This window comes from Cedecea sp. P7760 (genome assembly GCF_013386425.1).
Lineage (GTDB): Bacteria > Pseudomonadota > Gammaproteobacteria > Enterobacterales > Enterobacteriaceae > Cedecea > Cedecea selenatireducens.
The window spans coordinates 250,403-276,826 of sequence record NZ_JACARU010000015.1; the positions used below are offsets into that span (position 1 = coordinate 250,403).

Consider the following 26,424-nt stretch of genomic DNA (forward strand, 5'->3'; position numbering starts at 1 on the left):
ATGACGCCTTCTCTGTCAGGTTAATTTTAACGTGCAGACGACAATCCGCGTGACCTTTGCCGCCTGCCTGATTTAGGTTGGAAACATGCATACAGGAACACCAGACCACGATTCGCCCTTCGGTACACTTCTGGGCTATGCGCCGGGTGGCGTAGCGATTTACTCTTCTAATTACGGCAGCCTCGACCCAAAAAATTACCCCGAAGAAGCCGAGTTTCGCAGCTACATCGGCAACGAATACATGGGCCACAAATGGCAGTGCGTTGAATTTGCTCGCCGTTTCCTCTTCCTCAATTACGGCTTTGTGTTCACCGATGTCCATATGGCGTGGGAAATATTTTCTCTGCGCTTTTTACGTCAGGTGGTGAACGACAATATTCTGCCGCTGCAGGCCTTTGCTAATGGCTCAAAACGGGCGCCTGAAGCGGGTGCGCTGCTTATCTGGCAGAAGGGCGGTGAGTTTCATGAAACAGGCCATGTCGCGGTGATCACTCAGCTTATCGGCAATAAAGTGCGCATCGCCGAGCAGAACGTGATTCATGCGCCGTTACCCGCCGGGCAACAATGGACGCGTGAGTTAACCCTGGTTGAGCATGATGGGAGCTACACGCTGCAGGATACCTTTACCGACACCTCAATCCTCGGCTGGATGATTCAGACTGAGGATACGGCCCACAGTGAGCCACAGCCAGAAATCGGCGGTGAAGCGTTAAAAATTGGCGGGGCTCGCCTGGCCAACAAGCGCCAGTTCGACGGCAAATGGCTGAATGAAAAAGATGAACTCCAGCGGGCCTATATACAGGCCAATGGCCACATTATTAATAAAGATCCCTGTCAGTATTTCACCATTACCGAAAGCGCCGAGCAGGAGCTGATTAAGGCCACCAACGAGCTGCATCTGATGTACCTGCATGCTACGGATAAAGTGCTGAAAGACGACAATTTGCTGGCACTTTTTGATATCCCCAAAATTCTCTGGCCTCGCCTGCGGCTTTCCTGGCAGTGGCGTCGCCACCAGATGGTCAGCGGCCGCATGGATTTTTGTATGGATGAACGCGGGCTGAAAGTGTACGAATACAACGCCGATTCTGCCTCCTGCCACACTGAGAGTGGGCTGATTCTTGAAGAGTGGGTTAAGACAGGTTACCGGGGCACCGGGCATAATCCGGCCGAAGGTCTGCTCGAGGAACTTACCGGCGCGTGGAAGCACAGCAGCGCCCGGCCGTTTGTCCACATCATGCAGGACAACGACTCGGAAGAGGATTATCACGCCTTATTCATGCAGCGGTCGCTGATGCAGGCCGGGTTCGACACCAAAATATTGCACGGCCTGGGCGAGCTAAGCTGGGACAGCGCCGGGCAGCTTATTGATAGCGATGGCAGGGCGGTGAACTGCGTCTGGAAGACCTGGGCGTGGGAAACGGCGATTGAGCAAATTCGCGAGGTCAGCGAAACCGAATATGCCGCCGTACCTATCCGTACCGGTCACCCTCAAAACGAGATCAGGCTGATCGACGTCTTGCTTCGCCCTGAAGTGCTGGTGTTTGAGCCGCTATGGACGGTGATTCCCGGTAACAAAGCCATTCTGCCGGTGCTCTGGCAGCTATTCCCGAATCACCGTTATCTGCTGGATACGGATTTTGAGGTGAACGAGTTGTTGGCAAAAACCGGCTATGCGGTGAAGCCTATTGCAGGCCGGTGCGGCAGTAACATCGACTTGATAAGCCACCACGATGAGCTGCTGGATAAAACCAGCGGCAAGTTTGTTGCCCGCAAGAATATCTATCAGCAGCTGTGGTGTCTGCCGAAAGTGGACGGCAAATACATCCAGGTTTGTACCTTTACGGTTGGCGGCAGCTACGGTGGCACCTGCCTGCGGGGGGATGATTCGCTGGTGATTAAAAAAGAGAGCGATATCGAACCTCTGATTGTGGTCAAAGACAAATAGATTATTTAAATGAACAATAGAGTCCCCTGTTATTGATGGGGGGCTCTTTATCTTTTTGATGTGTTTGTTATTTACTCTGGTGTGATGTGGTTTTTCGATGAAAAAAATACTGTCTGTTTTTATAGGATTTATTATCTCTGGTGCAGCATTGGCCGATCAATGTACTGGTGTTCTGATTCGGGACACACAGATTAGCACTGGGGAAGTCGTAGCGGGTGGTGTATCCAGATACCCACTTAACTATGCTGAAAGAGGCAATTTATTATCTGTCAGCATTAATGGCACTGATTTAAATTTTCAAACCACGCCTGTTTACAACGATAAGTGGAAGAAAAATGCCAAAATGCAGATGCGCACTGGATTAATTGATACCGGAGAGTTTGGTGCTGAGATAATAACGATCAAGGAAAGTAACAAGATGTCGGCTATTCAGCTGGCGATAAAAAACGGTGATAAAGAACGAATAATTAGTGGTTCAAGATGCGGCGAATACTAAAACGTCGGGAACGTTTTGAACAGCGCTTGCGCTGGCCCGTAGGGCGAGTATCAGGATGATACGAGTAATCGAACTTGTTCGATGAAGAGTCCAGACGCCAGAAAGCAAAAAACCAGCCCGTAGGCTGGTTTCTTTGAATAGTGCTGCCCGGACTCGGACTAACGCCGAAGGCGTTTGAACAGCGCTTGCGCTGGCCCGTAGGGCGAGTATCAGGATGATACGAGTAATCGGACTTGTTCGATGAAGAGTCCAGACGCCAGAAAGCAAAAAACCAGCCCGTAGGCTGGTTTCTTTGAATAGTGGTGCCCGGACTCGGAATCGAACCAAGGACACGGGGATTTTCAATCCCCTGCTCTACCGACTGAGCTATCCGGGCAACGGGGCGCATTAAACCGTAAACCCCGTTCCGCGTCAATGGCTTTGTTGTACAGCGCGGTGCGTTTGCATGATTTATGTGCGGGCTGTTACAGACTTCATATTGAACCCCCTGGCAGAAGGTGCCATGATTGCGCCAATTTTGTTATTCACTACGGGGCGCCTTGATGTTCACTCTCAATTCCCATGCATCTTTCGGGATGGCGCTCGTCCGTGCTGCTATTACCTTCCGAAGTCCCTTGCTCACCATGCGGTGAGGGCAATGTATGCTCGCTGCAGGACATCAGTAAAATCAGACTCCGTCTGGTTTTACTGATGTCTGGCGGTCGAAGTGGATTCACACCTAAGACCCTCAGAACGCCTTCACCGGGGAATTTTCCCTTTGCCGTGCCGGTTGGCACTCACTCATCCTTGCAGACGGGGATTTGTGCTTATGAAATCATTGAAAATTGCCGCCAGCCACGATGTGGCTGCATTACTCTCAACGCATCGCGAAGTGGTCACGCTTGACGATACAGACTTCACCGATGTGGCGGCAGTTGTCATTTCCGTTGCGGATAGCCGCAGCGGTATTCTGGCCTTGCTCAAGCGCACGGGTTTTAATTTACCGGTATTCATTTTCAGCGAGGCCGCCGTTGACGGCTTGCCTGCGGTAACCGGCGTGATAACCGGGAAAGCGCAGGATTATCTGGAGCTGGAAACCGCGGCCAGTGATTACGAGGAAGACCTGCTGCCGCCGTTCTTCAACACGCTGACTAAGTACGTGGCGATGGACAACAGCACTTTTGCCTGCCCAGGCCACCAGCACGGCGAGTTCTTCAAAAAGCATCCTGCAGGCCGCCAGTTTTATGATTTCTTCGGTGAGAACGTGTTTCGGGCCGATATGTGCAACGCAGACGTCAAACTTGGGGATTTGCTGATCCACGAAGGCTCTGCCAAGCACGCGCAGAAGTTTGCCGCGAAAGTTTTTCATGCTGACAAAACCTATTTCGTGCTTAACGGCACCTCCGCCGCCAACAAAGTGGTGACCAACGCGCTGCTGACGCGCGGTGACCTGGTCCTGTTTGACCGTAACAACCACAAATCTAACCATCACGGCGCACTTATCCAGGCCGGGGCGACGCCGGTTTATCTTGAGGCTTCCCGTAACCCATTCGGTTTTATCGGCGGCATTGACGCGCACTGTTTTGATGAGAAATACCTGCGGGAGCTGATTGCGGAAGTGGCACCTGAGCGTGCTCAGGAAGCAAGGCCGTTCCGCCTGGCGGTTATCCAACTGGGCACCTATGACGGTACGATTTATAACGCCCGGCAGGTGGTGGATAACATCGGCCATCTGTGCGATTACATCCTCTTCGACTCGGCATGGGTCGGCTACGAGCAGTTTATTCCGATGATGGCGGACTGTTCGCCGCTGCTGCTGGATCTGAACGAAAACGATCCGGGGATCTTTGTTACCCAGTCGGTTCACAAGCAGCAGGCCGGTTTCTCCCAGACTTCGCAGATCCATAAGAAAGACAACCATCTTCGGGGCCAGGCACGCTTCTGCCCGCACAAGCGGCTGAACAATGCTTTCATGCTCCATGCCTCAACCAGCCCGTTCTATCCGCTGTTTGCCGCGCTGGACATAAACGCCAAGATTCATGAGGGTGAAAGCGGTCGTCGCCTGTGGGCGGAATGCGTGGCAATGGGCATTGAGGCCCGCAAGGCGATTATCGCCAACTGTAAGATGATCAAACCGTTTATTCCGCCGGAGGTCGCAGGGCGCCCGTGGCAGGATCATCCCACGGAGAAGATCGCGCAGGAACGCCGCTTCTTCAGCTTTGAGCCGGGTGAAAGCTGGCACGGCTTTGAAGGCTACGCGAAGGACGAATATTTTGTCGATCCCTGCAAGCTGCTGTTAACCACGCCGGGTATTGATCCGCAAACCGGCAGCTATACCGGGTTCGGCGTGCCTGCGGCGATCCTCGCTAACTATCTTCGCGAAAACGGCATTGTGCCGGAGAAGTCGGATCTTAACTCGATCCTGTTCCTGCTTACCCCTGCGGAAAGCCACGATAAGCTGGCTCAGCTGGTGGCGATGCTGGCGCAGTTTGAACAGCACATCGAGGACGACACGCCGCTGGCGGACGTGCTGCCAACGATTTATCAGAAATACCCGGTGCGTTACAAAGGCTACACGCTGCGTCAGCTTTGCCAGGAGATGCACGACCTGTACGTGAGCTTTGAAGTTAAAGAGCTACAGAAGGCGATGTTCCGCAAGCAAAGCCTGCCCGCCGTGGCGGTGAACCCGCAGGACGCCAACATCGAGTTTATTCGTGGCAACGTGGAGCTGGTGCGTCTGAGTGAAGCCGAAGGGCGTATCGCGGCGGAAGGCGCGTTGCCTTACCCGCCTGGCGTGCTATGCGTGGTACCGGGTGAAGTTTGGGGCGGGGCGGCGCTGCGCTATTTCCTGGCGCTGGAAGAGGGCGTGAACATGCTGCCGGGCTTCTCGCCTGAGCTTCAGGGCGTGTATAGCGAGACGGATGCGGACGGTATTAAGCGGTTGTACGGTTATATGTTGAAGTAAGAGGGAATGGCCCCTCACCCCGGCCCTCTCCCCAGGGGGGCGAGGGAGCAAACAAGGGTGAGGGTATCCGTCTAAACTACCGCCGGCGGTAACTCTTCTGCGCGGTGTTCACCTTATACAGATAGTGACGAGACTCAGCGGAAGGGTGGCGCGTTGTCAGCGTCTGGTAGACGTCGCCCGGCCCCATGCTGTTAATCAGGCTGAATGCCTGAGTTTTGTCGTTGGAGAACACTCTCAGCACGCTGCCCGCGCCGCCGTTATAAGCGGTGATAACCGCATAGCGACGTGACGTTGGGTTATCAATCTGCCCCAGATAGCTGTTTTGCAGAATCGCCAGATAAGCCGTGCCGGTATCGATATTGCTTTCCGGATCGAACAGGAAGCTGCGGCTTGGTTTACCCCATTTCCCCTGAGCCTTGAACACGTCAACTCCGGCGCTGTGCTGCACAACCTGCATCAGGCCCAGCGCATCCGCGTGGCTTACCGCATACGGGTTAAAGCTCGATTCCGTCTGCATGATAGCCAGGATCAGTGACTCTTCTACGCCGTATTTCTTCGAGGCTTTACGCACCATGCCAAGGTACTTATGGGCACGCTTGTCGAGGTGGTTAGGCACAAGGTTGATGGTCACGCTATAGACTATTTTCAGCCCGGTACTGCGCTTTTGCAGGCGCGTTTGCAGTAGATAATCGGCAAACTTCGTGGCGCGCCCTTCCCAGCGGATCGGCTGGCCGGTGTTATCCACCACCTGTCCGTAAAGGAACGGTTCTTTGGAAATCTGGACGTCGTTGGCGTCAGAATAAAGATCGATCGAACCCGGATCGTCGCCCATCAGCAGGGTGGTAACGATCGCCTGGCGCAGGTGCGCGGCAGGATCGGTTCCCGCGATGGTCTCAACGGTGATGGTACCTTCGTCGAAGTTAATGTGGCTACGCGTCAGATATTGGTCGGTGTATTTGACGTAATCTTTCGGGCCTGCAATCAGTACCTCTTTCATCCCCCAGATATTTTCAATGTTGTTGGCAAATTGCCCCATTAAAATATCGAACCCGTTGGTGTCCTTGATAAACGCGTCGTTGTAGGCGTCGTCGTTTTTTTTGCTCGAACAGGAGATCAGCAACGGGGCCACAAGAGCCAGCGCGAGAAGTTTTTTCATCATTCCGTGTATGCGTGTTGTGTTTGCAAAAAGGTGCCGACGATTACTGTTTTTCTGGCGGGGTGAAGCCTTCGATATGGACTTCTTTCCCTTCAAACAGGAAATTGACCATCTCGTTTTCCAGCTCTTTTCGGTGCTCCGGGTTCATCATGCTCATCTTTCTTTCATTGATAAGCATGGTTTGCTTGGACTGCCACTGCGCCCATGCTTCTTTGGAGATTTCGTTGTAGATTCGCTTGCCCAGCTCGCCCGGGTACAGCTGGAAATCCTGGCCTTCAGCGTCGCGCTGCAGGTAAGTACAAAAAATCGTTCTGCTCATGATTATTCCTCTTCTTCGGCGCGAACGGGCGCTAAGGCAACCGGTTCGGCACGCAATTGTTGTAGCAGGCGCTCTACTGGAGCCGCCAGCCCGACGGATTGTGGCTGGCCTAAGTTATACCAGAGAGCGGGGCCTTCATCCATGCAGCCGCCCGTAGACGACACCGGAAGCCACATTGGCACAATATCCAAATGGAAATGGCTAAAGGTATGGCGGAAAGCCGTTAACTGCGTGAGATTATCGGCCGGAATTCCGCGCTGTTCCAGCCAGTTATGCAGTTCCTGTTCGTCAGAAAACTGTGGGAAGCAGAATAATCCGCCCCATAGTCCAACGGCCGGGCGCTGTGCCAGAAATACTTCATCGCCATGCTGCATCATCAGCATATAGCCGGTGCGTTCCGGTAGCGTCACTTTAGGCTTCTTGCCGGGATAATTAGCCCAGCTGTGATTAGCATAAGACACGCAGCCGTTGCTCAGCGGGCAAAGTTCGCACTTGGGTTTTGAGCGCGTGCAGACCATCGCGCCAAGATCCATCATCGCCTGATTAAACTGGCTTACACCTTGCGCCGGAGTGACTCGTTCGCTTATTTCCCAGAGGCGGTTTTCGACCTCTTTTTTACCCGGCCAGCCGGAAACGGCATAGCAACGCGCGAGCACGCGCTTAACGTTGCCGTCGAGAATAGGGAAGTGTTTGCCCAACGAAAGAGACAGAATCGCGCCTGCGGTTGAGCGTCCAACGCCCGGCAAATCCGCGACTTCTTCATACGTTTGTGGGAAAACGCCACCGTGTTTATCGGCAACCTGTTGCGCGGCTTTATGCAGATTACGGGCGCGGGCGTAGTAGCCCAGGCCGGTCCACAGATGCAGCACTTCATCCAGCGGCGCTTTTGCCAGATCGGTCACGGTGGGGAAGCGCGCCATAAAGCGCTCAAAATAAGGGATAACCGTCGCGACCTGGGTTTGTTGCAACATCACCTCAGAGAGCCATACTTTATAAGGCGTTTTCTCCTGCTGCCACGGCAGGGTTTTGCGCCCATACTTGTGGTACCAGTCGAGGACTTGTTGGGAGAATTGAGGAGCTTGCATCGTCAACGCGGGATATCCGGCAAAGGTGTAATAAAGGTGCCGATTCCAGCACAGAGGCGTAAAGCTGTAAACCGGAACTTTCTGCCACTTGCTTCTCATCCTTAACTTTGGATAATGCCCGTTTCCCGAACACTAAGCGAAGCGTTAAGAAAACCATGAAGAATGACGTCATTTCACCGGAATTTAATGAAGAAGGCCGTGTACTGCGCCGCATCCGCAGCTTTGTCCGTCGCCAGGGGCGTCTGACAAAAGGCCAGCAGCACGCGCTGGATAACTACTGGCCGGTGATGGGCGTTGAGTTCCAGGCCGAGCCTGCCGACTTTAGCGAGATTTTTGGCCGCGAAGCGCCGGTCACGCTGGAAATCGGTTTCGGTATGGGCACGTCGCTGGTGGCCATGGCGCAAACCAATCCGCAGCACAACTACCTCGGTATTGAAGTGCATTCACCGGGCGTGGGCGCCTGCCTGAGCACCGCGCATGAAGCCGGCGTGGAGAACCTCCGCGTGATGTGCCACGACGCGGTGGAAGTGCTGGAAAACATGATTCCTGACAATTCTTTGAACATGGTTCAGCTGTTTTTCCCTGATCCATGGCATAAAGCGCGTCATAATAAACGCCGTATCGTTCAGGTACCGTTTGCTGACCTTGTGAAGCGTAAGCTGAAGCTGGGCGGCGTGTTCCATATGGCAACCGACTGGGAACCTTATGCTGAACATATGCTCGAAGTGATGTCCTCTATCGAAGGGTATAAAAACCAGTCGGAGAGTCACGACTACGTACCGCGTCCGGACTCACGTCCAGTGACCAAATTTGAACAACGTGGCCATCGTCTTGGCCACGGCGTATGGGACTTAATGTTCGAGAGGGTGAAATAATGGCAAAGAATCGTAGCCGTCGTCTGCGTAAGAAAATGCACATCGAAGAGTTCCAGGAACTGGGGTTCTCGATTGCCTGGCGCTTCCCGGAGGGCACTTCCGAAGAGCAAATCGATAAAACCGTGGACGAGCTGATCGCTGAAGTGATTGCGCCGAACAAGCTGGCCTTTGACGGCAGTGGTTACCTGGTCTGGGAAGGTCTGGTGTGCATGGAAGAGATTGGCAAATGCACCGAAGAGCATCAGGCGCTGGTGCGCAAATGGTTAGAAGACCGCAAGCTCGAAGATGTTCGCATTAGCGATCTGTTCGACGTCTGGTGGGACTAAGCGTTAGCAAAAAACAGGCTGGTTAATTAACCAGCCTTTTTTTCAGGAGCTGATTTTTCAGGAGAGAATATGATCCGTAAGGTTCTTTTAGGCGCGCTGCTGGTCACCGCCGCTTCGGCGCACGCTGACTATCAGTGCAGCGTAAATCCACGCGATGACGTGGTCATTAGCCCGCAGTCCGTTCAGGTCGTGGGTGAGAACGGTAACCTGGTGATTGCGCCTGACGGCAGCGTCAAATACAACGGCGTTCAGAAGACGCTGAGCGCGGCACAGCGCCAGCAGGCGTTGAACTACCAAAAAGCTCTGCGCACGGATTTACCGTGGATTGATAACGGTGCCCGTTCTCGCGTAGAGAAAAGCCGCATAGCGCTGGACGGCATTATTGCGAAGCAGGTCGGAGAGAGCAGCAGCATGCGCAGCCGCCTGACCAAGCTGGATGCCCAGCTAAAAGAGCAGATGAACCGTATTATCGAGCGCCGCCAGGACGGGCTGACGTTCCACTATAAAGCCGTCGATCAGGTAAGGGCCGATGGCCAGCAGCTGGTGAACCAGGCGATGGGCGGCATTCTGCAGGACAGCATTAATGAAATGGGCGCGCAGGCGGTGCTGAAAGGCGGCGGCAACCCGCTGCAGAATGTGCTGGGTAACCTCGGCGGCCTGCAAACGGCGGTTCAGAACGAGTGGAATAATCAGGAAGCGGATTTTCAGAAGTTCGGTAAAGATGTGTGTGACCGCGTGATCACCCTTGAGCAGAGCCGCAAGGCGCTGGTGAGCGGGCTTAAGTAATCCAGAGGCCGGCTTTTTCCCGGCCGCTTCCTCCGATTTATTATTATTTTCTGTTCATTGGTTTCTGTATCTAATAATCGTGATTATTAGAGAGCGTTTATCTGGTTAATGGGCTGTAGTCACATTATTCATCTTCGATGCTGGGATAATGCGGCAAATTCACATAACTGGAGAATTAAAATGAAGTTTTTTGGAAAAATGGCGCTTCTCACAGTAGTTATGGGGTTCAGCGGTGCGGCCCTTGCTTTGCCTCATGTCACTATTTTGGCAACCGGCGGCACTATTGCCGGAGGCGGTGATTCGGCAACGAAATCTAATTACACCGCCGGTAAAGTCGGCGTAGAGAATTTGGTTAACGCGGTACCGCAGCTAAAAGATCTGGCGGTGGTGAAGGGCGAGCAGGTCGTTAATATCGGTTCGCAGGATATGAACGATCGGGTCTGGCTGACGCTGGCGAAGAAAATTAACGCCGACTGCGATAAAACCGATGGGTTTGTTATTACCCACGGCACGGACACGATGGAGGAAACCGCCTATTTCCTCGATCTCACGGTGAAATGTAATAAGCCGGTGGTTCTGGTAGGCGCGATGCGTCCGTCGACCTCGATGAGCGCCGATGGCCCATTTAACCTCTATAACGCGGTGGTCGCGGCCGTTGACCCGCAGTCTGCCAACCGTGGGGTGATGGTGGTAATGAATGATACCGTGCTGGATGGGCGTGACGTCACCAAAACCAGTACTACGGATGTTGCGACGTTCAAGTCCGTCAACTTTGGCCCGCTGGGCTATATCCATAATGGCAAAATTGACTATCAACGCACCCCGGCGCGTAAGCACACAACGTCCACGCCGTTTGACGTGTCGACGCTGAGCGAGCTGCCGAAGGTGGGTATTATCTATAACTATGCTAATGCCTCTGACCTGCCGGTGAAAGCGCTGGTGGACGCCGGCTATGAAGGGATCGTTAGCGCCGGTGTGGGCAACGGTAACCTGTATAAGACCGTGTTCGATACTCTTGCGACCGCCGCGCACGAGGGGACCGTTGTGGTTCGCTCATCGCGCGTGCCGACAGGTTACACCACCCGTGATGCGGAAGTGGATGATGGGAAGTATGGTTTTGTCGCCTCTGGTTCGCTGAACCCGCAAAAAGCCCGCGTGCTGTTGCAGCTGGCGCTGACTAAAACCAAAGATCCGAAGCAAATTCAGGAAATGTTTAACCAGTACTGATCCGTACGCCCGCCCTGGCCGTCCAGCCAGGGCATCACAGGAAGAGGTTACCCGGCAAGGAACAGTTCAAGCAGGGAGTTTAAAAACAGCTTCCCGTGCTCGGTTATCTGCCAGTACTCATCCGTTTCAGTCATATAGTTTTTCGCCATCGCCTCATCCAGCTGCGGGCGAATGGTTGCTTCATCTAAACCGGTATAGAGCTTGAACTCGCTGCGTGGCGCGGCTTCCAGCAGGCGGAAGCGGTTCATAAAGAACTCGAACGGCTTATCAGCCTGTTCTACGTCATGCTGGCGGTCGAGATATTTTCCTTCCATGTAGCCGCGCGGGTGACGCGTTTTCGCCGTGCGAGTAATACGCCCATCCGGGAAGGTGACTTTACCGTGCGCGCCGCAGCCAATGCCAAGATAGTCGCCAAAGCGCCAGTAGTTCAGGTTGTGCTGACACTGGTAGCCCGGCTTCGCATAGGCGGAGGTTTCATATTGCTGGTACCCTGCGGCGGTGAGCAGCTTGTCGCCCTGCTCGAAGATATCCCACAGCGCGTCGTCATCCGGTAGCTTCGGCGGGCGTGAAGCAAACAGCGTATTTGGCTCGATGGTCAGCTGATACCAGGAAAGATGCGGTGGGTTCAGTTCAATGGCCTGGCGCAGGTCGTCCAGCGCCTCTTCAATCGACTGGTCAGGCAGGCCGTGCATCAGGTCAAGGTTAAAGCTACGCAGGCCCAGGCCGCTTGCCAGATTAGCCGCACGTTTGGCCTCGCCCGCATCATGAATACGGCCCAGGCGTTTTAGCTTAGGTTCGCTAAAGCTCTGCACGCCGATAGAAATGCGGTTCACGCCCGCTTTTTGGTAGCCAACAAAGCGGTCGGCTTCAACCGTACCGGGGTTGGCTTCCATCGTGATTTCTGCGTCATCTGCCAGCTTTATGCGCGAGCGCACGCCGTCCAGCAGCGTTTGCATGGCTTCGCTGGACAGCAGGCTTGGGGTGCCGCCCCCGATGAAAATAGTCTTTACCTCACGCCCTTGAGCCAACGGCACGTCGCGGTCGAGATCGCGCAGTAAATGGCTCACGTATTCGTCGTGCGGCACGTCGCCTTTCAGCGCGTGGGAGTTGAAGTCACAGTATGGGCACTTCTGTACGCACCAGGGGATGTGAATGTAGAGACTCAGAGGTGGCAAATTAGCCATTACGCATTGCTTCCAGTAACAGTTTCAGCGCTTGCCCACGATGGGAAATGGCGCTCTTTTCATCGCGGGTCAGCTCGGCCGCGGTTTTCCCCTCGGACGGAACATAGAAAATAGGATCGTAGCCAAAGCCACCTTGCCCGGCAGGTGCGTGGGTAATCACTCCCGGCCAGCTGCCGTGGAACACCAGCGGCGTTGGGTCTTCCGCGTGACGCATATAGACCAGCACGCAGTGGAACTGAGCCTGGCGTTTATCGTCCGGCACATCTTTCAGCGCTTCCAGAAGTTTTTCGAGATTCTGCTGGTCGCTGGCATCTTCGCCCGCATAGCGCGCGGAATAGATACCCGGAGCCCCGCCCAGAGCATCCACCGCAAGGCCAGAGTCGTCGGCCAGCGCCGGAAGCCCGGTTACTTTAGCCGCATGGCGGGCCTTGAGAATGGCGTTCTCTATAAAGGTCAGGCCGGTCTCTTCTACCGACTCCACGTTCAGTTCAGTTTGCGCGACCACATCGAGGCCGAAATCCGCCAGTAAATCGGCGAGTTCACGCACTTTACCGGCGTTACCGGTAGCTAATACGACTTTTTGCATAGCCAGTCCTGTCGTTATTCGAGGGTTTCAATCAATGCCGCGACTTCCGTCGGGATTTGCTGCGGGCCGATAATTTTAACTTGTTTATGGCGGCCAAGGTCGCCTTTCTCAATCACCACCTGGCTTTTCGCGACCCGGAACTGTTTGGCCAGGTATTTTACCAGGTGAGCGTTGGCCTGCCCGTCGACCGGCGGCGCGGTGATGGCGACTTTTAGCTCGTCGCCATGCACACCGACCAGGCTGTCGCGGCTGGCTTTGGGCTGAATATACAGCCGCAAAACCAGCCCGTCAGGCAGTTGAGTGACAGCACTCAAATGGCGTACCAGAGGCCAGGGAACAGATCCATACCGAGATAGTTCAGCGCATAAAGGATCAGAATCACCACCATAGCGGAGAAATCAAGCCCGCCCATGGCCGGTAAAATGCGGCGAATCGGCGCCATCATTGGCTCGGTCATTTGCATCAGTACATATTCAATCGGGCTACGGCCCTGGCTTATCCAGCTCATCAGCGAGCGGATAATGATCACCCAGAACACCATCGTACCGGCTGATTTCAATAGCGACAGGACGCCAATGACTAAATTGAACGGATCGAGCGACAGCCCGCCGGACTGAATCAACAGCAAAATAGGAAACTTCAGCGTGGTGAGGATAAATGCCACCAGCAGGGATGAAGTATCAATCGGCCCAATGGACGGGAGCACGCGGCGAAGCGGCCCGACGACAGGCTGGGTGACCTTGACAATGAACTGGGCAAAAGGGTTATAGAAATCACAGCGTGCCCACTGCATCCAGATACGGATAAGCAGCACCATTACGTACAGCTCAATCAGGGTTTTGACCAGGAAAGTCAACGTTAGCATGGTTTTCCTCAAAAATGATGGTGATTAACGAGCGGAATAATCCCGCGCGCCGAAAATAGCGGTTCCAATGCGCACCATGGTGCTGCCTGCGGCAATCGCGGCTTCCATGTCATCGGTCATGCCCAAAGATAACGTATCGACCGTTGCATAACGGTCTTTGAGTGCATGGCAGGCTTCTGCCATTTTGCGGCAAACGGCAAGCTGGCGCTCGTAGTCCGGTTCCGGCGCAGGAATGGCCATTAATCCCCGCAGCGTCAATCCCGGTAAGGCCACCACTTCCGCAGCCAACTGCTCCAGCTCGGTTAACGCGATGCCGGATTTACTGTTTTCGTCGCTGATATTAATTTGAATCAGCACGTTCAGCGGCGGCAGCGTTGACGGGCGCTGCTCGCTTAATCGGCTGGCAATACGTAGTCTGTCGACGGTATGGCACCAGTCAAAATTCTCCGCCACCAGGCGACTTTTGTTCGACTGCAGCGGCCCGATAAAGTGCCATTCCAACCCTTCCACGCCCTGTTCAGCGAAGTGGTGAATCTTATCCACGCCTTCCTGCACATAGTTTTCGCCAAAGGCACGTTGCCCCGCGGCGACCGCTTCTGCGATGGCGCTCGCAGGTTTAGTTTTGCTGACTGCAAGCAGTGTAACTTCTTCAGGGCTTCTGCCGCAGCGTGCAGCGGCGGCTGATATTTTCCCGTGAACCTGTGCCAGATTGTGCGCTATCTCATTCATGATCGTTGGAAGTGATATGGATATCGAAGAAATTGTGGCCCTTAGTGTAAAGCATAATGTCTCCGATCTACACCTGTGCGCACGTCAACCGGCGCGTTGGCGAAAGCGCGGCAGGCTGGAGCTGTGCCCGGAGGCCGCACCGGAGGTTGAAGAGGTTTTGGGTGCCTGGCTTAATGAAGAGCAGACGTCACAGCTCAAACGTGCCGGGCAGCTGGATTTTTCTCTCACGCTTGAGAGCGGCGTCAGGCTAAGGGGAAATGCTTTTTTACACCAGGAAGGGCACTCGTTGGCGCTGAGATTGCTGGCATCATCCTGCCTGACGCTGAAGGCATTGAAAACGCCGGCTCACATTAACGAACTTTTGCGTGAAAGCGAGGGGTTGATACTGGTTACCGGGGCCACCGGTAGCGGGAAATCTACAACGCTTGCAGCGATGATCCAGCATCTCAACCAGCATCTTGATGGCCACGTGCTGACGCTGGAAGACCCCATTGAATTTATTCATTCCTCCGGCCGCTGCCTGATTCAGCAGCGTGAGCCAGGTCGGCATTGTGAAAGCTATGCCTCGGCTTTAAAAGCCGCTCTGAGGGAGGACCCCGATGTCATTCTGCTGGGGGAGCTGCGTGATAGCGAAACGATAGGCCTCGCGCTGACCGCCGCAGAGACCGGGCATTTAGTGCTGGCGACGTTGCATACGCGTGGCGCTGCACAGGCCGTAGAGCGGCTGGTGGATGTATTCCCCGCCCAGGAGAAAAACCTGATTCGCACCCAGCTTGCAGGTAGCCTTAAAGCGGTGCTGGCGCAGAAGCTGGTACCGTCGCGTGACGGTGGTCGGGTGGCGCTTTACGAACTGCTGGTTAACACCTCAGCGGTGGCAAACCTGATTCGTGAAGGGAAAACGCATCAACTGCCTGGTGTGTTACAAACCGGTCAGCAGCAAGGTATGCAAAGTTTTGCTCAAAGCGAGGCACAGCGGCTGCGTGAGGGCAGCATTGGCGAGGGCGACCTGGCAGTCAGTGAGCCATGGGAGGTGCCGCTTTGAACGCTTTTGTTGCTTCTGTGTGTATTGGTGTGTATATTCCTTATCAGCCAGGGAGATCATGATGACCTCAGCCGAGCTAATTAAGGAATTGAGGGCTGCAGGGTGTGAATCCGTCAGACGTTCCGGGGGGAGTCACTGGATCTGGTGGTCGCCTGAAACCGGAAAAACTTTCCCCATTCCGCATCCCAAAAAGGATTTGCCCATCGGTACCGTCAAATCCATACGCAAAATGGCAGGGATTTAGCCTGCACAGCCGGAGGTTAAAGATGTTTTTTTCTGTTGGTGTAGAGTTACCGGCAACTGAAAACGAAGCGTTTGGCCTGGTCGTCCCCGCGCTATGCAACGATGACTTTGGCTGCGTATCCGCGGCGGATAGCCAGGCTGATATCGCACCGATGGTGCAGGACGCGGTGCTGTCGATTGTCGATTTAATGGTAGAAAGCGGAAAAGATATTACGCAGCTTCGTGATGCAGGGCCTTTTGCTTATGCCGCCGACCCGGAGTACGCCTACTGTCAGCAATGGCTGCTGGTTGATGTAGATTTATCAGCGCTGGAAGGAAAACAGCAGCGGTTAAATATCACGCTGCCGGACGCGCTGCTGCGCCGTATTGATTCCCGTGTAAAGCAGCCTTCATCAGGCTACCGGGACCGCAGCCATTTTCTGGCGATTGCCGCGAGGCATGAGCTGCTGAACGCAGGAAGCGAAGCACCCAACAGCTAATCCCTTCACGGGTGATATTCGAACCAGCTCTCGAGGATGATAACGGCCGAAGCGGAGTCAATGCTGCCTTTGTTCAGGGCGCGGAAGCCACCGTGTTCGAACAGCCCTGCGCGGGCTTCGACGGTGCTCAGGCGCTCGTCCTGCAGAGAGACCTTCACCCCAAAGCGGCCATGCAGGCGGTTGGCGAACTTGCGGGCGCGTGCCGTCAGAGGTTGCTCGGTGCCGTCCATATTCAGCGGTAAACCAACCACCACTTCTTCCGGCTGCCACTCTTTCAGGATTTTTTCTACCGCGTTCCAGTCCGGGGTACCGTCCTGCGCTTTAAGCGCGGTTAAAGGCCGGGCTGTGCCGGTAATTCGCTGGCCGATAGCGACACCGATGCTTTTGGTCCCGAAGTCAAAGGCCATTAAGGTTCCGCTGCTCATCAGGCGTGCCCCGCTTCGCTTGGCATAGTGTGGATGTCGATGCCTATCAGGCGGGCGGCTTCGCGCCAGCGGTCTGCAATCGGCGTATGGAACAGGATCTCAGGAGAGGCAGGCGCCGTCAGCCATGAGTTTTCCATGATTTCTTGCTCAAGCTGGCCCTTTTCCCAGGAGGAGTAACCTAGGGCAACAATCACCTCTTTCGGCTGCTTTTCGGTGCCTAAAGTTTCCAGCACGTCCCGCGAGGTGGTGATCACCGTGTCGTCGGAAATGCGGATGCTCGAACCGAAGTTGCCCGGCGGCGAGTGCAGGATGAAGCCGCGGTCTTCCGCCAGAGGGCCGCCGATGAAAACGGGCTTATCCAGGCGAATCGCGGTATCACGCGGTTCTGGTTCAATTTTTAGCTTTTCGAGAACGCCATCAACCTGCAGATTTTCCAGCGGTTTATTGATGATAATCCCCATCGCGCCTTCATCGTTGTATTCGCAAATATAGACTACAGAGCGCTTAAATAAGGGGTCCTGAAGAGCCGGCATGGCAATAAGAAAGTGATGCTGTAAATTCATTGTCAGAGGTTCTGATCCCGGTTGATAAAAGCGGCAGTGGCTGCGCGAAGAGTGGCCAGCTTACCACTAATGAAGGAAGAGCGGCTACCCGGCCTGTATCGCGCCTTTGAAGGAATGGGCGGGTAACCGTTACCCGCCCGGATGCGCTTAGTGTGCGAGGCGTTTTTCGATGGCATCGAACAGCATGCCGGTAATCGACACAGGGAATTCGGCTTCGATTTCACGGATGCAGGTTGGGCTGGTGACGTTAATCTCAGTCAGGCGATCGCCGATGATATCCAGGCCAACAAAAATCAGGCCTTTAGCCTTAAGCGTTGGCCCAACGCGGCGGGCAATTTCCCAGTCGCTTTCGGTCAGTGGACGAGGTTCACCACGGCCACCGGCCGCCAGGTTGCCGCGAGTCTCGCCGCCCTGCGGAATACGTGCCAGGCAGTAAGGCACCGGCTCACCATCTACCACCAGCACGCGCTTGTCGCCGTCTTTAATGGCCGGCAGGTAGTTCTGCGCCATGCAGTAGCGGGTGCCCAGTTCGGTAAGGGTTTCTGCGATAACGCCGATGTTTGGGTCATCCTGCTTCACGCGGAAGATAGACGCGCCGCCCATGCCGTCCAGCGGTTTCATAATGATATCGCCGTGCTGCTGCCAGAAGGCTTTCAACTGCGCTTTGTTGCGGGTCACCAGCGTTTCCGGCGTCAGGTCGGCAAACCATGCGGTGAACAGCTTTTCGTTACAGTCGCGCAGGCTTTGCGGCTTGTTAACGATCAGCGTGCCTTTCTCTTCTGCGCGCTCAAGAATGTAGGTCGCGTAGATAAATTCGGTGTCGAACGGCGGGTCTTTTCGCATCAGTACGACGTTCAGGTCTGCCAGGGCGATATCCTGCTCGGAGCCAAACTCATACCACTTATCGTAATTCTGCTCGACGCTGAGCAGGCGAGTGCGTGCGCGTGCCTCGCCGTTGTTCAGATACAAATCGGCCATTTCCATGTAGTGCAGTTCGTAACCACGACGCTGCGCTTCCAGCAACATGGCAAAGCTGGAGTCTTTTTTGATGTTGATGTGTGCGATGGGGTCCATCACGATGCCGAGCTTGATCATTGTTGTTCTCCTTTAGCCCAGATCGCCAAAGCGCACCTGCAGTGCGGTAATGGCGGTGAGCGCGGTGGTCTCAGTACGCAGAACGCGCGGTCCCAACAGAATATCAGTAAATTGGTGTTCAGCGGTCATGGCGATCTCATCCGCCGTCAGGCCCCCTTCCGGGCCAATCAGCAGGCGCACGCGCTCGACCGGCTGCGGTAAGGTGTTGATGCTGGCGCTGGCGCGAGGGTGTAGATTAAGTTTTAGAGCTGCATCCTGCTCGGCGCACCAGGCTTCCAGCTCCATCGCCGGGCGAACTTCTGGCACCCGGTTACGGCCGCATTGTTCGCAGGCGGCGACGGCAATCTTCTGCCACTGCTGGAGCTTTTTGCTCAGCCTTTCAGCGTCCAGTTTTACCCCGCAGCGTTCGGAAAACAATGGGGTGATAACGTTCACGCCCAGCTCCACGGCCTTTTGAATGGTAAATTCCATTTTTTCGCCGCGTGACATGACCTGGCCGAGATGCAGCCAGAGAGGTGATTCACGATCGTCCTGGCTGGCTGCCAGCACTTTTACGCGCACGCTTTTTTTATCCGCCTGCACAATTTCCGCGTCGAACACCTGATTGCTGCCGTCGAACAGCTGAATGGCCTGGCCTGCGCCCATACGCAGCACCCGTCCTACGTGGTTTGCCGCATCTTCGCTCAGAAGTACGTCCTGGCCAACGGAGAGATTTTCAGGGTGGTGAATGCGGGGTATACGCATGAAATAGTTTCCGATTAGTTGCGCTGCAGGACTTGACCCTCATCCTGACCTTCTCCCAAAAGGGAGAAGGGATTTTTCAGCCCCGGCCTTTGTTGGCGAAAGGGCGATATTTCGTCACAGCAAATAAAGAATTGCCGCTAGTGTAGGTTAGCTGTTTCGCGCCTTGCAAGCCCGTAGCACATATGGGTTATGGTTGCCCTGGACTCTCGCAATACGTTCATCCCGCTCGCACTCCCAGTCGTTGACCGGATAGCGCTTGTCCCAGACCTGGAAAAGCTGGGTTTGCTGGCGTGAAAGCGAAAGCTGGTACTGGTCGCGCATGTAGAAATAGGTACGGGCAATTGCGCCTCGCGCACGCTCCGGCGGTTCGGCCACTTTATCTTTGAAATCAACCTTCATTGCGCACTGGCCATATTGCCCTTCACCGCCGTTCCACTGGCTGTACATGAAGTTATTTCTGTCGGCGTTAACCTCGCCGACGGCAGGCTGCAGGTTATGCATATCGCTTTCGATTTTGCGGTAAACGGGGTCTTTGGCGCAGTTTTTACGCCCGCCGTCCTGCCAGCATTGCAGCAGGTGGCCGAACTGCCAGGCTGGCATGACGTGTTCCCACTCAATGCGGGTAGCCCGGTTCTCGTTTTTCCGCACTTTATAGCCACAGGACTCAAGGTCCGGGATGCCCTTTTTGCCCTGCCAGCTGATCTTGCAGCCGCAGTAGAAGTCGCCCGGGACATCGGCATTGATTTTTACGCCTGCGGTTTTGGCCTGGGCGAAGCTGTTGATGCCGGAGCTAAATGCGGGAAGCGAGCTGAGAGCTGCAACGAATGCAACAGCCCAAGAAATTTTGCGAGACATTTCTAGAATCCTTACTAAAACGTGCCCGCACCCTAACTGATCGGATATCCAGTTTCAATCGGCGATGGTGTAAAAATTCCAGAAATAAATGATTAATTACATGGGGTTGTAACGTCGGGTTTTAATAGCTGCCCGCAATGAGTGCAGCGGTATTCTGCTTCACCGCGCAGAACCCGATTGTGGCGGCGCACGGTGAGCTGATGCTGCTGGCAGGGGCAGCGGTAGGGGAAGGTATTTTTGCGTACCGAATCTACTTCAAACCGATGGGTGCGGCGAGCGGGCACGCCAAGCACGGTTTCCATCATCCATTTCCACTCTCTGCCGTGAGGAGCTACGCGGCCAAAATGCTTCCAGACCAGCAGGTGAGCCAGCTCATGGGGGACGACTTCGTCCACAAAAGCCTGCTGATTTTCCATCAGTAGCACCGGATTGAGGCGAATTTCGTAGCTTTCCAGCCAGGCGGTTCCGGCAGCGGTGCCGCGCTGCTGATAGACCATTTTGGGCTCAGGATAATGCGTGCCTAAATGTGAGTTGGCCTGCTGAAGCTTTTCACGCAGGCAGCGCATCACGGCTTGCTGGATGGCGATAGGGAGTCGAGGGGCTTTCATAACGGCAGAGAATAATGGGGCCGGAAGCGCGGTGCAAGCCCCTCCCGTCACCGGGAGGGACCGTTAGAGCTTAGTCGTGCGCGCCGATTTCGCGTAATTTACGGCCTTTCATCAGGTTACGTTCGATGTGTTCCAGCGAGACGTGTTTTGTCTCAGGAATAAGCCACAGCGTCAGGACGATGAAGAACAGGTTCAGCGCCGCATAAACCCAGAAGGTGTTGGCGTTGCCCAGCGTGTTCAGCATGGTCAGGAAGGTGGCGCCAACGATCATATTGGCAATCCAGTTGGTGGCGGTGGAGCAGGTGATACCGAAATCACGCCCTTTGAGCGGCTGGATTTCAGAACACAGCACCCAAATCAGCGGGCCTGCGCTCATGGCGAAGCCAACGATGAACATCAGCAGCATGGCAATCGCGAAGTACTGCGCGCCCTGAGAGTGGATACCGATGTGCAGCATGGTGCCCAGCACGCCCATCCCAACGGCCATGACCATGAAGCCAAGCACCAGCGTAGGCTTACGTCCCCAGCGATCCACCAGGCCGATGGCGATGAAGGTCGCCAGCACGTTAATCAGGCCGACGATCACGGTACCCCACATTTGCTGCGTGGTGTTGGCAAATCCGGCAATTTCGAAGATTTTCGGTGCGTAGTACATGATGACGTTCATGCCGGTGAACTGCTGCATAACCTGCAGCAGTACGCCAAGAAAGACCGCGCGACGGAAGTTAGAGTTGTCCTTAAACAGCGACCAGCCGCTCTGTTTTACCTTCAGGCTTTCGCGGATCTCTTCCAGCTCACGTTTCGCTTCTGCGCTGGTATCACGCAGGCGCAGCAGAACGCGCTCAGCATCGTGGAAACGGCGCTTGGCGGCAAACCAGCGCGGGCTGTCCGGCAGGAAAAATACGCCAACCAGCAGCAGCAGGGCAGGCAGGGTAATAACCCCAAGCATCCAGCGCCAGGATTCGGTGTAGCTGAAGGCGGTATCAGAGAGATAAGCGCCCAGAATACCGATGGTTATCATGAGCTGGTACATGGAGATCATGCTGCCGCGAATCTTCTCCGGCGCAATCTCTGACAGGTACAGCGGCGCGGTGTAGGAAGCTACGCCGACGGCAAGGCCCAGCAGGACGCGGGAAACAATCAACACTTCAACGTTAGGCGCAAAGGCCGAGCAAAGGGAGCCGAGCACAAACAGCACGGCGCCGATCATCAGGCTGTATTTTCGGCCCAGCTTGAAGGAGAGCCAGCCGCTGCCGATGGCCCCGACGGCGGCACCGAACATCATTGAGCTCACCACCCATTCCTGGGTGTGGGAAGTGATGGCGAAGTCTTTAGCGATAAAAGGCAGCGCACCGGCAATTACGCCGATATCCAGGCCAAACAGCAGGCCGGCGAGTGCGGCGAGGAAGCAGACGAAAAAGGTCATGCTTTTGTTTGAACGCCCGGATTTTTTATTGTCAGGCATAACGCCCTCCACGTGGGTTTTTCGGATTTGACGGCATTAAGGGTAGGTCAGCGAAGGGCAAAAGTGTGTGATGATAATCACAGCTATGTAATCGGTTACACTAACGGTGCAGATTAAAAAGAGACTTCATTATGATAAAACATGAGATTAATAGTGACTAAAGTCCACGCCGCGGGAAAAAATCAGCTTAATCTGAAGCGTTATGTAACAAATGATGTGTTTTAACTGAGGGATGATAAAAAGCGATAACAGAAGTCTTTATTTACGGATGTAATCGGTTTCACGATGACGGCGAACGGCTCGGGGAATAGGAAAAAAGAGGCGTGCTGGCGCAGCGGCAGAAAGCAAAAGGCCAGCATAAGCTGGCCTTTAAAGATGGAAGGCTGGAGAGTTATTTCAGGCCAGCAGCTTCGCGCAGCAGTGCTGCTTTGTCGGTTTTTTCCCAAGGGAAATGTTCGCGACCAAAGTGACCGTAAGCGGCGGTCTCTTTGTAAATCGGGTGCAGCAGATCCAGCATCTGGATCAGGCCGTATGGACGCAGGTCGAAGAACTCACGCACCAGCAGGGTCAGCTGCTCGGTAGAGATTTTCTCGGTACCGAAGGTTTCCACCATGATGGAAGTAGGTTCTGCCACGCCGATAGCGTAAGAAACCTGAATTTCACAGCGGTCGGCCAGGCCTGCAGCCACGATGTTTTTCGCAACATAACGCGCAGCGTAGGCGGCAGAACGGTCAACTTTAGACGGATCTTTACCGGAGAATGCGCCGCCACCGTGACGAGCCATGCCGCCGTAGGTATCAACGATGATTTTACGACCGGTCAGACCGCAGTCACCCATCGGGCCACCGATGACGAAACGGCCGGTTGGGTTGATGTGGTATTTGGTCGACGCGTTCAGCCACTCGCCCGGCAGAACAGGTTTGATGATCTCTTCCATCACCGCTTCCTGCAGGACTTTCAGCTCGACGTCTTCGGAATGCTGAGTAGACAGCACCACCGCATCGATACCGACGATTTTACCATCGTCATATTGGAAGGTGATCTGGCTTTTCGCATCCGGACGCAGCCAAGGCAGGGAGCCGTTTTTACGCACTTCAGCCTGACGCTGCACCAGACGGTGGGCGTAGGTGATTGGCGCTGGCATCAGCACGTCGGTTTCGTTAGTCGCGTAGCCAAACATCAGGCCCTGGTCGCCCGCGCCCTGCTCCAGCGGATCGGTACGGTCAACGCCCTGGTTGATGTCCGGGGATTGCTTACCAATCGCGCTCAGAACGGCACAGGAGTTGGCATCAAAGCCCATATCTGAATGCACATAGCCGATTTCACGCACGGTGTTGCGGGTGATTTCTTCGATATCAACCCACGCGCTGGTGGTGATTTCGCCGCCAACCAGAACCATGCCGGTTTTAACGTAGGTCTCACAGGCTACGCGTGCTTTCGGATCCTGCTCGAGGATAGCATCAAGGACGGCGTCGGAGATTTGGTCAGCGATTTTATCAGGATGCCCTTCAGATACAGACTCGGACGTAAAAAGGTGTTTAGCCATATTTTCTTCACCCTAAAAGGATTTGTTTAGTTCAGGCTGCTGCTCTACGCCGCAGGTGCGGTGAGATAGACCAACCTGGGAACTTATTGCCACAGATTGAAAAACAGGCAGTCTAACAGTTAATCAGTATAGATGGATTAACATCTGGACGGCTATTTTAGATTACACAATCGGCAGATAGCCAGAATTTTTTAGGGTAACGGCAATATGTGAGAAATCTTTAGTGGAAAGCATGGCTGACACTGCTGGCAATTTACGCATTTTTGTTTTGCTTTTTACCCCTGATATGGGTATAAAGCGGCGCGCGCGGCTTAATCAAAAGCACACAGTTTGTGTTGCCCACTTCCAGCCGGGTTGAGCAATTATTTAGAGCCTGTCAGCTACAGTGCTCGCAGCTTTGGCTTGTCGCATACATAGTCAACGTATGCGTGGAGGTGATACGAGTAATGAACCGCCGTCATTCAATTAATCTGGCACGCCGTCCTGGCGCGCATATGCTCCTCGCAGCCTGCATCTCATGTTTTCAAACTTGCCGATGTTTTACCCATCTCGGCGCTTCTCAGGATCCCCGGGCCGGTCTGTAATCCGCCGTGGTCACTGAACAAGGGCGCTCTTGTAATACAAGAGTTTTCTCGTGGTTTCGCCGTCCTGTCATACAGGGTTCGGATACGTGTTTTACAATGATATGAAAATGAAACCGGTCGCACAGCCTGGCTGTCAGCGTCTTGTGCTGTCAATACGCGCTGTTAATGGGTTGTTATTGCAGGATACCCCTGCGATAGTAGTCAACTGTTTTGCACAATCGACAAAATTTGAGGTTCGCCATGACTGACAAAATTACTTCTGTTTCGGGTTCGTCAGTGGGCGGGCAGGATGTACATCGTTCCATTCAGGAGGTTGCCATGAGCTCCGAGGAAGCCAGCAAGATGCTGCGTACATACAATATTGCCTGGTGGGGCAATAACTATTACGACGTCAACGAACTGGGCCACATCAGCGTTTGCCCGGATCCGGACGTTCCGGAGGCTCGGGTCGATCTCGCCGAGCTGGTTAAAGCTCGCGAAGCCCAGGGCCAACGCCTGCCTGCACTGTTCTGCTTCCCGCAGATCCTGCAGCACCGCCTGCGTTCAATTAACGCCGCCTTTAAGCGCGCCCGTGAATCTTACGGCTATAAAGGCGACTACTTCCTGGTTTATCCGATCAAAGTAAACCAGCATCGTCGCGTGATTGAGTCGCTGATCCATTCCGGCGAGCCGCTGGGTCTGGAAGCTGGCTCTAAAGCCGAGCTGATGGCCGTGCTGGCGCACGCGGGCATGACCCGTTCTGTTATCGTTTGTAACGGCTATAAAGACCGCGAATACATCCGCCTGGCGCTGATCGGCGAGAAGATGGGCCACAAGGTCTATCTGGTTATCGAGAAGATGTCCGAGATTAGCATCGTGCTGGAAGAAGCCGAGCGCCTGAACGTGATTCCTCGCCTGGGCGTTCGCGCCCGTCTGGCTTCCCAGGGCTCCGGTAAGTGGCAGTCCTCCGGTGGTGAAAAATCCAAATTCGGCCTGGCGGCAAACCAGGTTCTGCAGCTGGTGGAAATCCTGCGTGAACGCGGTCGCCTGGACAGCATTCAGCTTCTGCACTTCCACCTTGGCTCGCAGATGGCAAACATTCGTGACATCGCGACCGGCGTGCGTGAATCCGCCCGCTTCTACGTTGAGCTGCACAAGCTAGGCGTGAATATCCAATGCTTCGACGTTGGCGGTGGCCTGGGCGTGGACTACGAAGGGACGCGTTCCCAGTCCGACTGTTCGGTTAACTACGGCCTGAATGAGTACGCGAACAACATCATCTGGGCAATCGGCGATGCCTGTGAAGAAAACGGCCTGCCGCACCCGACGGTGATTACCGAGTCTGGCCGCGCCGTAACCGCGCACCACACCGTGCTGGTTTCCAACATCATCGGCGTTGAGCGTAACGAATACACCGCAGCGACCCCACCGGCCGATGACGCGCCGCGCGCGCTGCAAAGCATGTGGGAAACCTGGCTTGAAATGCACCAGCCGGGCACGCGTCGTTCGCTGCGCGAATGGCTGCACGATAGTCAGATGGACCTGCACGATATCCACGTCGGCTACTCCTCCGGCGCCTACAGCCTGCAGGAACGTGCCTGGGCCGAACAGCTCTACCTGAACATGTGCCACGACGTGCAGAAGCAGCTCGATCCGAGCAACCGCGCGCACCGTCCAATCATCGACGAGCTGCAGGAGCGCATGGCGGACAAAATGTACGTCAACTTCTCGCTGTTCCAGTCGATGCCGGATGCGTGGGGTATCGACCAGCTGTTCCCGGTGATGCCGCTGGAAGGGCTGAACCACGCGCCTGAGCGCCGTGCCGTACTGCTGGATATCACCTGTGACTCCGATGGCGCAATCGACCACTACGTGGACGGCGACGGTATCGCAACGACCATGCCAATGCCGGAATACGACCCGGAGAACCCGCCGATGCTGGGCTTCTTTATGGTTGGCGCGTATCAGGAAATCCTCGGCAACATGCACAACCTGTTCGGTGACACCGAAGCGGTAGACGTCTTCGTCTTCCCTGACGGCTCCGTGGAAGTTGAGCTGTCTGATGAAGGCGACACCGTGGCGGATATGCTGCAGTACGTGCAGCTCGACCCGAACAAGCTGCTGACCCAGTTCCGCGACCAGGTGAAGAACACCGGCCTTGACGAGGCGCTGCAACAGCAGTTCCTCGAAGAGTTTGAAGCCGGTCTTTACGGTTACACGTATCTGGAAGACGAGTAATTCAATCGCCCTCTTTCTGTGCGAGAGGGCAG

The 26,424-nt window shown here is 54.8% G+C and carries 28 protein-coding genes and 1 tRNA gene; 12 read left to right on the top strand and 17 right to left on the bottom strand.

What is annotated here, in order from left to right; translation table 11 throughout:
* Positions 1 to 85 precede the first annotated feature (85 nt).
* On the top strand, positions 86 to 1,948 hold the full coding sequence (gss, locus tag HX778_RS06695) for a bifunctional glutathionylspermidine amidase/synthase (RefSeq protein WP_176981571.1): 1,863 nt from the start codon (positions 86 to 88) through the stop codon (positions 1,946 to 1,948).
* A gap of 97 nt (positions 1,949 to 2,045) precedes the next feature.
* Positions 2,046 to 2,444, top strand: a complete 399-nt coding sequence (locus HX778_RS06700; protein ID WP_176981572.1) for a hypothetical protein — start codon at positions 2,046 to 2,048, stop codon at positions 2,442 to 2,444.
* 300 nt (positions 2,445 to 2,744) lie between these two features.
* On the opposite strand, the gene HX778_RS06705 is transcribed toward HX778_RS06700, so the two are convergent.
* Positions 2,745 to 2,820: transfer RNA gene (locus HX778_RS06705), tRNA-Phe, on the bottom strand.
* A gap of 432 nt (positions 2,821 to 3,252) precedes the next feature.
* On the opposite strand from HX778_RS06705, the gene HX778_RS06710 reads away from it, so the two are divergent.
* The gene (locus HX778_RS06710) at positions 3,253 to 5,388 is read left to right on the top strand and encodes an ornithine decarboxylase (protein WP_176981573.1); all 2,136 of its coding nucleotides are present in this window, start codon (positions 3,253 to 3,255) and stop codon (positions 5,386 to 5,388) included.
* Between the two features lie 76 nt (positions 5,389 to 5,464).
* Here HX778_RS06710 and mltC read toward each other — a convergent pair whose 3' ends face one another.
* The 3 genes from mltC to mutY are packed head-to-tail and all read right to left on the bottom strand — an operon-like array spanning position 5,465 to position 7,948.
* Positions 5,465 to 6,544 carry a membrane-bound lytic murein transglycosylase MltC gene (mltC, locus tag HX778_RS06715; protein WP_176981622.1) on the bottom strand — a complete coding sequence of 360 codons (1,080 nt, stop codon included), beginning with the start codon at positions 6,542 to 6,544 and terminating at the stop codon, positions 5,465 to 5,467.
* Positions 6,545 to 6,587: 43 nt separating this feature from the next.
* The gene (locus HX778_RS06720; RefSeq protein ID WP_008461529.1) at positions 6,588 to 6,863 is read right to left on the bottom strand and encodes an oxidative damage protection protein; all 276 of its coding nucleotides are present in this window, start codon (positions 6,861 to 6,863) and stop codon (positions 6,588 to 6,590) included.
* A 2-nt stretch (positions 6,864 to 6,865) separates the two neighbouring features.
* A complete protein-coding gene (gene mutY / locus HX778_RS06725; protein ID WP_176981623.1) occupies positions 6,866 to 7,948 on the bottom strand; it encodes an A/G-specific adenine glycosylase in 1,083 nt (360 codons plus the stop codon).
* Positions 7,949 to 8,103: 155 nt separating this feature from the next.
* Here mutY and trmB point away from each other — a divergent pair, with 155 nt between their 5' ends.
* The 4 genes from trmB (at position 8,104) to ansB (ending at position 11,162) form a co-directional block, all read left to right on the top strand.
* Complete coding sequence (gene trmB, locus HX778_RS06730; RefSeq protein ID WP_038478947.1) at positions 8,104 to 8,823, top strand: tRNA (guanosine(46)-N7)-methyltransferase TrmB; 720 nt, start codon at positions 8,104 to 8,106, stop codon at positions 8,821 to 8,823.
* On the top strand, positions 8,823 to 9,149 hold the full coding sequence (locus HX778_RS06735; protein ID WP_008461534.1) for a YggL family protein: 327 nt from the start codon (positions 8,823 to 8,825) through the stop codon (positions 9,147 to 9,149). Before trmB ends, HX778_RS06735 begins: the two co-directional genes overlap by 1 nt.
* Positions 9,150 to 9,218: 69 nt before the next feature.
* On the top strand, positions 9,219 to 9,935 hold the full coding sequence (locus HX778_RS06740) for a DUF2884 domain-containing protein (RefSeq protein ID WP_038478950.1): 717 nt from the start codon (positions 9,219 to 9,221) through the stop codon (positions 9,933 to 9,935).
* Between the two features lie 180 nt (positions 9,936 to 10,115).
* Positions 10,116 to 11,162 (top strand): L-asparaginase 2, encoded by a 1,047-nt coding sequence (gene ansB, locus HX778_RS06745; protein ID WP_176981574.1) that lies wholly within the window; start codon positions 10,116 to 10,118, stop codon positions 11,160 to 11,162.
* A gap of 47 nt (positions 11,163 to 11,209) precedes the next feature.
* Here ansB and hemW read toward each other — a convergent pair whose 3' ends face one another.
* Genes hemW through HX778_RS06770 form a run of 5 tightly spaced genes read right to left on the bottom strand, consistent with a single transcriptional unit; the run spans position 11,210 to position 14,526 of the window.
* Entirely contained in the window at positions 11,210 to 12,346 is a 1,137-nt protein-coding gene (gene hemW / locus HX778_RS06750; protein ID WP_176981575.1) for a radical SAM family heme chaperone HemW, read from the bottom strand.
* On the bottom strand, positions 12,339 to 12,932 hold the full coding sequence (locus HX778_RS06755; RefSeq protein ID WP_038478959.1) for an XTP/dITP diphosphatase: 594 nt from the start codon (positions 12,930 to 12,932) through the stop codon (positions 12,339 to 12,341). Before HX778_RS06755 ends, hemW begins: the two co-directional genes overlap by 8 nt.
* A gap of 14 nt (positions 12,933 to 12,946) precedes the next feature.
* Positions 12,947 to 13,246, bottom strand: coding sequence for a DUF167 family protein YggU (yggU, locus tag HX778_RS06760; RefSeq protein ID WP_038478961.1), 300 nt, complete (start codon positions 13,244 to 13,246; stop codon positions 12,947 to 12,949).
* Positions 13,243 to 13,797 carry a YggT family protein gene (locus HX778_RS06765; protein ID WP_038478964.1) on the bottom strand — a complete coding sequence of 185 codons (555 nt, stop codon included), beginning with the start codon at positions 13,795 to 13,797 and terminating at the stop codon, positions 13,243 to 13,245. The genes yggU and HX778_RS06765 overlap by 4 nt, the downstream gene beginning before the upstream one ends.
* A gap of 24 nt (positions 13,798 to 13,821) precedes the next feature.
* Positions 13,822 to 14,526 (bottom strand): YggS family pyridoxal phosphate-dependent enzyme, encoded by a 705-nt coding sequence (locus HX778_RS06770; RefSeq protein ID WP_038478969.1) that lies wholly within the window; start codon positions 14,524 to 14,526, stop codon positions 13,822 to 13,824.
* Positions 14,527 to 14,542: 16 nt separating this feature from the next.
* Here HX778_RS06770 and HX778_RS06775 point away from each other — a divergent pair, with 16 nt between their 5' ends.
* The 3 genes from HX778_RS06775 to HX778_RS06785 all read left to right on the top strand — a co-directional run bounded on the left by HX778_RS06775 (position 14,543) and on the right by HX778_RS06785 (position 16,290).
* A complete protein-coding gene (locus HX778_RS06775; RefSeq protein ID WP_176981576.1) occupies positions 14,543 to 15,568 on the top strand; it encodes a type IV pilus twitching motility protein PilT in 1,026 nt (341 codons plus the stop codon).
* 61 nt (positions 15,569 to 15,629) lie between these two features.
* A complete protein-coding gene (locus HX778_RS06780; RefSeq protein WP_071843019.1) occupies positions 15,630 to 15,812 on the top strand; it encodes a type II toxin-antitoxin system HicA family toxin in 183 nt (60 codons plus the stop codon).
* A 22-nt stretch (positions 15,813 to 15,834) separates the two neighbouring features.
* Complete coding sequence (locus tag HX778_RS06785) at positions 15,835 to 16,290, top strand: type II toxin-antitoxin system HicB family antitoxin (RefSeq protein WP_176981577.1); 456 nt, start codon at positions 15,835 to 15,837, stop codon at positions 16,288 to 16,290.
* 5 nt (positions 16,291 to 16,295) lie between these two features.
* Here HX778_RS06785 and ruvX read toward each other — a convergent pair whose 3' ends face one another.
* From ruvX to metK, 8 genes are all read right to left on the bottom strand, one after another.
* Positions 16,296 to 16,715, bottom strand: coding sequence for a Holliday junction resolvase RuvX (ruvX, locus tag HX778_RS06790; protein ID WP_008461550.1), 420 nt, complete (start codon positions 16,713 to 16,715; stop codon positions 16,296 to 16,298).
* Complete coding sequence (locus HX778_RS06795; RefSeq protein ID WP_038478977.1) at positions 16,715 to 17,278, bottom strand: YqgE/AlgH family protein; 564 nt, start codon at positions 17,276 to 17,278, stop codon at positions 16,715 to 16,717. The genes ruvX and HX778_RS06795 overlap by 1 nt, the downstream gene beginning before the upstream one ends.
* A gap of 147 nt (positions 17,279 to 17,425) precedes the next feature.
* Positions 17,426 to 18,373, bottom strand: a complete 948-nt coding sequence (gene gshB, locus HX778_RS06800; RefSeq protein WP_045783932.1) for a glutathione synthase — start codon at positions 18,371 to 18,373, stop codon at positions 17,426 to 17,428.
* A gap of 12 nt (positions 18,374 to 18,385) precedes the next feature.
* The gene (gene rsmE / locus HX778_RS06805; RefSeq protein WP_038478983.1) at positions 18,386 to 19,117 is read right to left on the bottom strand and encodes a 16S rRNA (uracil(1498)-N(3))-methyltransferase; all 732 of its coding nucleotides are present in this window, start codon (positions 19,115 to 19,117) and stop codon (positions 18,386 to 18,388) included.
* Positions 19,118 to 19,264: 147 nt separating this feature from the next.
* Positions 19,265 to 19,972, bottom strand: a complete 708-nt coding sequence (gene endA / locus HX778_RS06810) for a deoxyribonuclease I (RefSeq protein WP_176981578.1) — start codon at positions 19,970 to 19,972, stop codon at positions 19,265 to 19,267.
* A gap of 92 nt (positions 19,973 to 20,064) precedes the next feature.
* Positions 20,065 to 20,580, bottom strand: a complete 516-nt coding sequence (locus HX778_RS06815) for a SprT family zinc-dependent metalloprotease (RefSeq protein WP_061275600.1) — start codon at positions 20,578 to 20,580, stop codon at positions 20,065 to 20,067.
* A gap of 70 nt (positions 20,581 to 20,650) precedes the next feature.
* The gene (locus HX778_RS06820) at positions 20,651 to 22,045 is read right to left on the bottom strand and encodes a sugar porter family MFS transporter (RefSeq protein WP_038478992.1); all 1,395 of its coding nucleotides are present in this window, start codon (positions 22,043 to 22,045) and stop codon (positions 20,651 to 20,653) included.
* Positions 22,046 to 22,436: 391 nt separating this feature from the next.
* On the bottom strand, positions 22,437 to 23,591 hold the full coding sequence (metK, locus tag HX778_RS06825) for a methionine adenosyltransferase (protein WP_038478995.1): 1,155 nt from the start codon (positions 23,589 to 23,591) through the stop codon (positions 22,437 to 22,439).
* 691 nt (positions 23,592 to 24,282) lie between these two features.
* On the opposite strand from metK, the gene yqgB reads away from it, so the two are divergent.
* Both yqgB and speA read left to right on the top strand, forming a co-directional pair.
* Complete coding sequence (gene yqgB / locus HX778_RS06830; RefSeq protein ID WP_370527354.1) at positions 24,283 to 24,423, top strand: acid stress response protein YqgB; 141 nt, start codon at positions 24,283 to 24,285, stop codon at positions 24,421 to 24,423.
* On the top strand, positions 24,416 to 26,392 hold the full coding sequence (gene speA / locus HX778_RS06835; protein ID WP_176981579.1) for a biosynthetic arginine decarboxylase: 1,977 nt from the start codon (positions 24,416 to 24,418) through the stop codon (positions 26,390 to 26,392). Before yqgB ends, speA begins: the two co-directional genes overlap by 8 nt.
* Positions 26,393 to 26,424 lie beyond the last annotated feature (32 nt).

Excerpts from the sequence above, each read along its gene's own strand:
- gss (WP_176981571.1), top strand. The coding sequence starts at position 86 with ATGCATACAGGAACACCAGACCACGATTCGCCCTTCGGTACACTTCTG.
- HX778_RS06700 (WP_176981572.1), top strand. The coding sequence starts at position 2,046 with ATGAAAAAAATACTGTCTGTTTTTATAGGATTTATTATCTCTGGTGCA.
- HX778_RS06710 (WP_176981573.1), top strand. The coding sequence starts at position 3,253 with ATGAAATCATTGAAAATTGCCGCCAGCCACGATGTGGCTGCATTACTC.
- mltC (WP_176981622.1), bottom strand. The coding sequence starts at position 6,544 with ATGAAAAAACTTCTCGCGCTGGCTCTTGTGGCCCCGTTGCTGATCTCC.
- HX778_RS06720 (WP_008461529.1), bottom strand. The coding sequence starts at position 6,863 with ATGAGCAGAACGATTTTTTGTACTTACCTGCAGCGCGACGCTGAAGGC.
- mutY (WP_176981623.1), bottom strand. The coding sequence starts at position 7,948 with ATGCAAGCTCCTCAATTCTCCCAACAAGTCCTCGACTGGTACCACAAG.
- trmB (WP_038478947.1), top strand. The coding sequence starts at position 8,104 with ATGAAGAATGACGTCATTTCACCGGAATTTAATGAAGAAGGCCGTGTA.
- HX778_RS06735 (WP_008461534.1), top strand. The coding sequence starts at position 8,823 with ATGGCAAAGAATCGTAGCCGTCGTCTGCGTAAGAAAATGCACATCGAA.
- HX778_RS06740 (WP_038478950.1), top strand. The coding sequence starts at position 9,219 with ATGATCCGTAAGGTTCTTTTAGGCGCGCTGCTGGTCACCGCCGCTTCG.
- ansB (WP_176981574.1), top strand. The coding sequence starts at position 10,116 with ATGAAGTTTTTTGGAAAAATGGCGCTTCTCACAGTAGTTATGGGGTTC.
- hemW (WP_176981575.1), bottom strand. The coding sequence starts at position 12,346 with ATGGCTAATTTGCCACCTCTGAGTCTCTACATTCACATCCCCTGGTGC.
- HX778_RS06755 (WP_038478959.1), bottom strand. The coding sequence starts at position 12,932 with ATGCAAAAAGTCGTATTAGCTACCGGTAACGCCGGTAAAGTGCGTGAA.
- HX778_RS06765 (WP_038478964.1), bottom strand. The coding sequence starts at position 13,797 with ATGCTAACGTTGACTTTCCTGGTCAAAACCCTGATTGAGCTGTACGTA.
- HX778_RS06770 (WP_038478969.1), bottom strand. The coding sequence starts at position 14,526 with ATGAATGAGATAGCGCACAATCTGGCACAGGTTCACGGGAAAATATCA.
- HX778_RS06775 (WP_176981576.1), top strand. The coding sequence starts at position 14,543 with ATGGATATCGAAGAAATTGTGGCCCTTAGTGTAAAGCATAATGTCTCC.
- HX778_RS06780 (WP_071843019.1), top strand. The coding sequence starts at position 15,630 with ATGACCTCAGCCGAGCTAATTAAGGAATTGAGGGCTGCAGGGTGTGAA.
- HX778_RS06785 (WP_176981577.1), top strand. The coding sequence starts at position 15,835 with ATGTTTTTTTCTGTTGGTGTAGAGTTACCGGCAACTGAAAACGAAGCG.
- ruvX (WP_008461550.1), bottom strand. The coding sequence starts at position 16,715 with ATGAGCAGCGGAACCTTAATGGCCTTTGACTTCGGGACCAAAAGCATC.
- HX778_RS06795 (WP_038478977.1), bottom strand. The coding sequence starts at position 17,278 with ATGAATTTACAGCATCACTTTCTTATTGCCATGCCGGCTCTTCAGGAC.
- gshB (WP_045783932.1), bottom strand. The coding sequence starts at position 18,373 with ATGATCAAGCTCGGCATCGTGATGGACCCCATCGCACACATCAACATC.
- rsmE (WP_038478983.1), bottom strand. The coding sequence starts at position 19,117 with ATGCGTATACCCCGCATTCACCACCCTGAAAATCTCTCCGTTGGCCAG.
- endA (WP_176981578.1), bottom strand. The coding sequence starts at position 19,972 with ATGTCTCGCAAAATTTCTTGGGCTGTTGCATTCGTTGCAGCTCTCAGC.
- HX778_RS06815 (WP_061275600.1), bottom strand. The coding sequence starts at position 20,580 with ATGAAAGCCCCTCGACTCCCTATCGCCATCCAGCAAGCCGTGATGCGC.
- HX778_RS06820 (WP_038478992.1), bottom strand. The coding sequence starts at position 22,045 with ATGCCTGACAATAAAAAATCCGGGCGTTCAAACAAAAGCATGACCTTT.
- metK (WP_038478995.1), bottom strand. The coding sequence starts at position 23,591 with ATGGCTAAACACCTTTTTACGTCCGAGTCTGTATCTGAAGGGCATCCT.
- yqgB (WP_370527354.1), top strand. The coding sequence starts at position 24,283 with ATGAAACCGGTCGCACAGCCTGGCTGTCAGCGTCTTGTGCTGTCAATA.
- speA (WP_176981579.1), top strand. The coding sequence starts at position 24,416 with ATGACTGACAAAATTACTTCTGTTTCGGGTTCGTCAGTGGGCGGGCAG.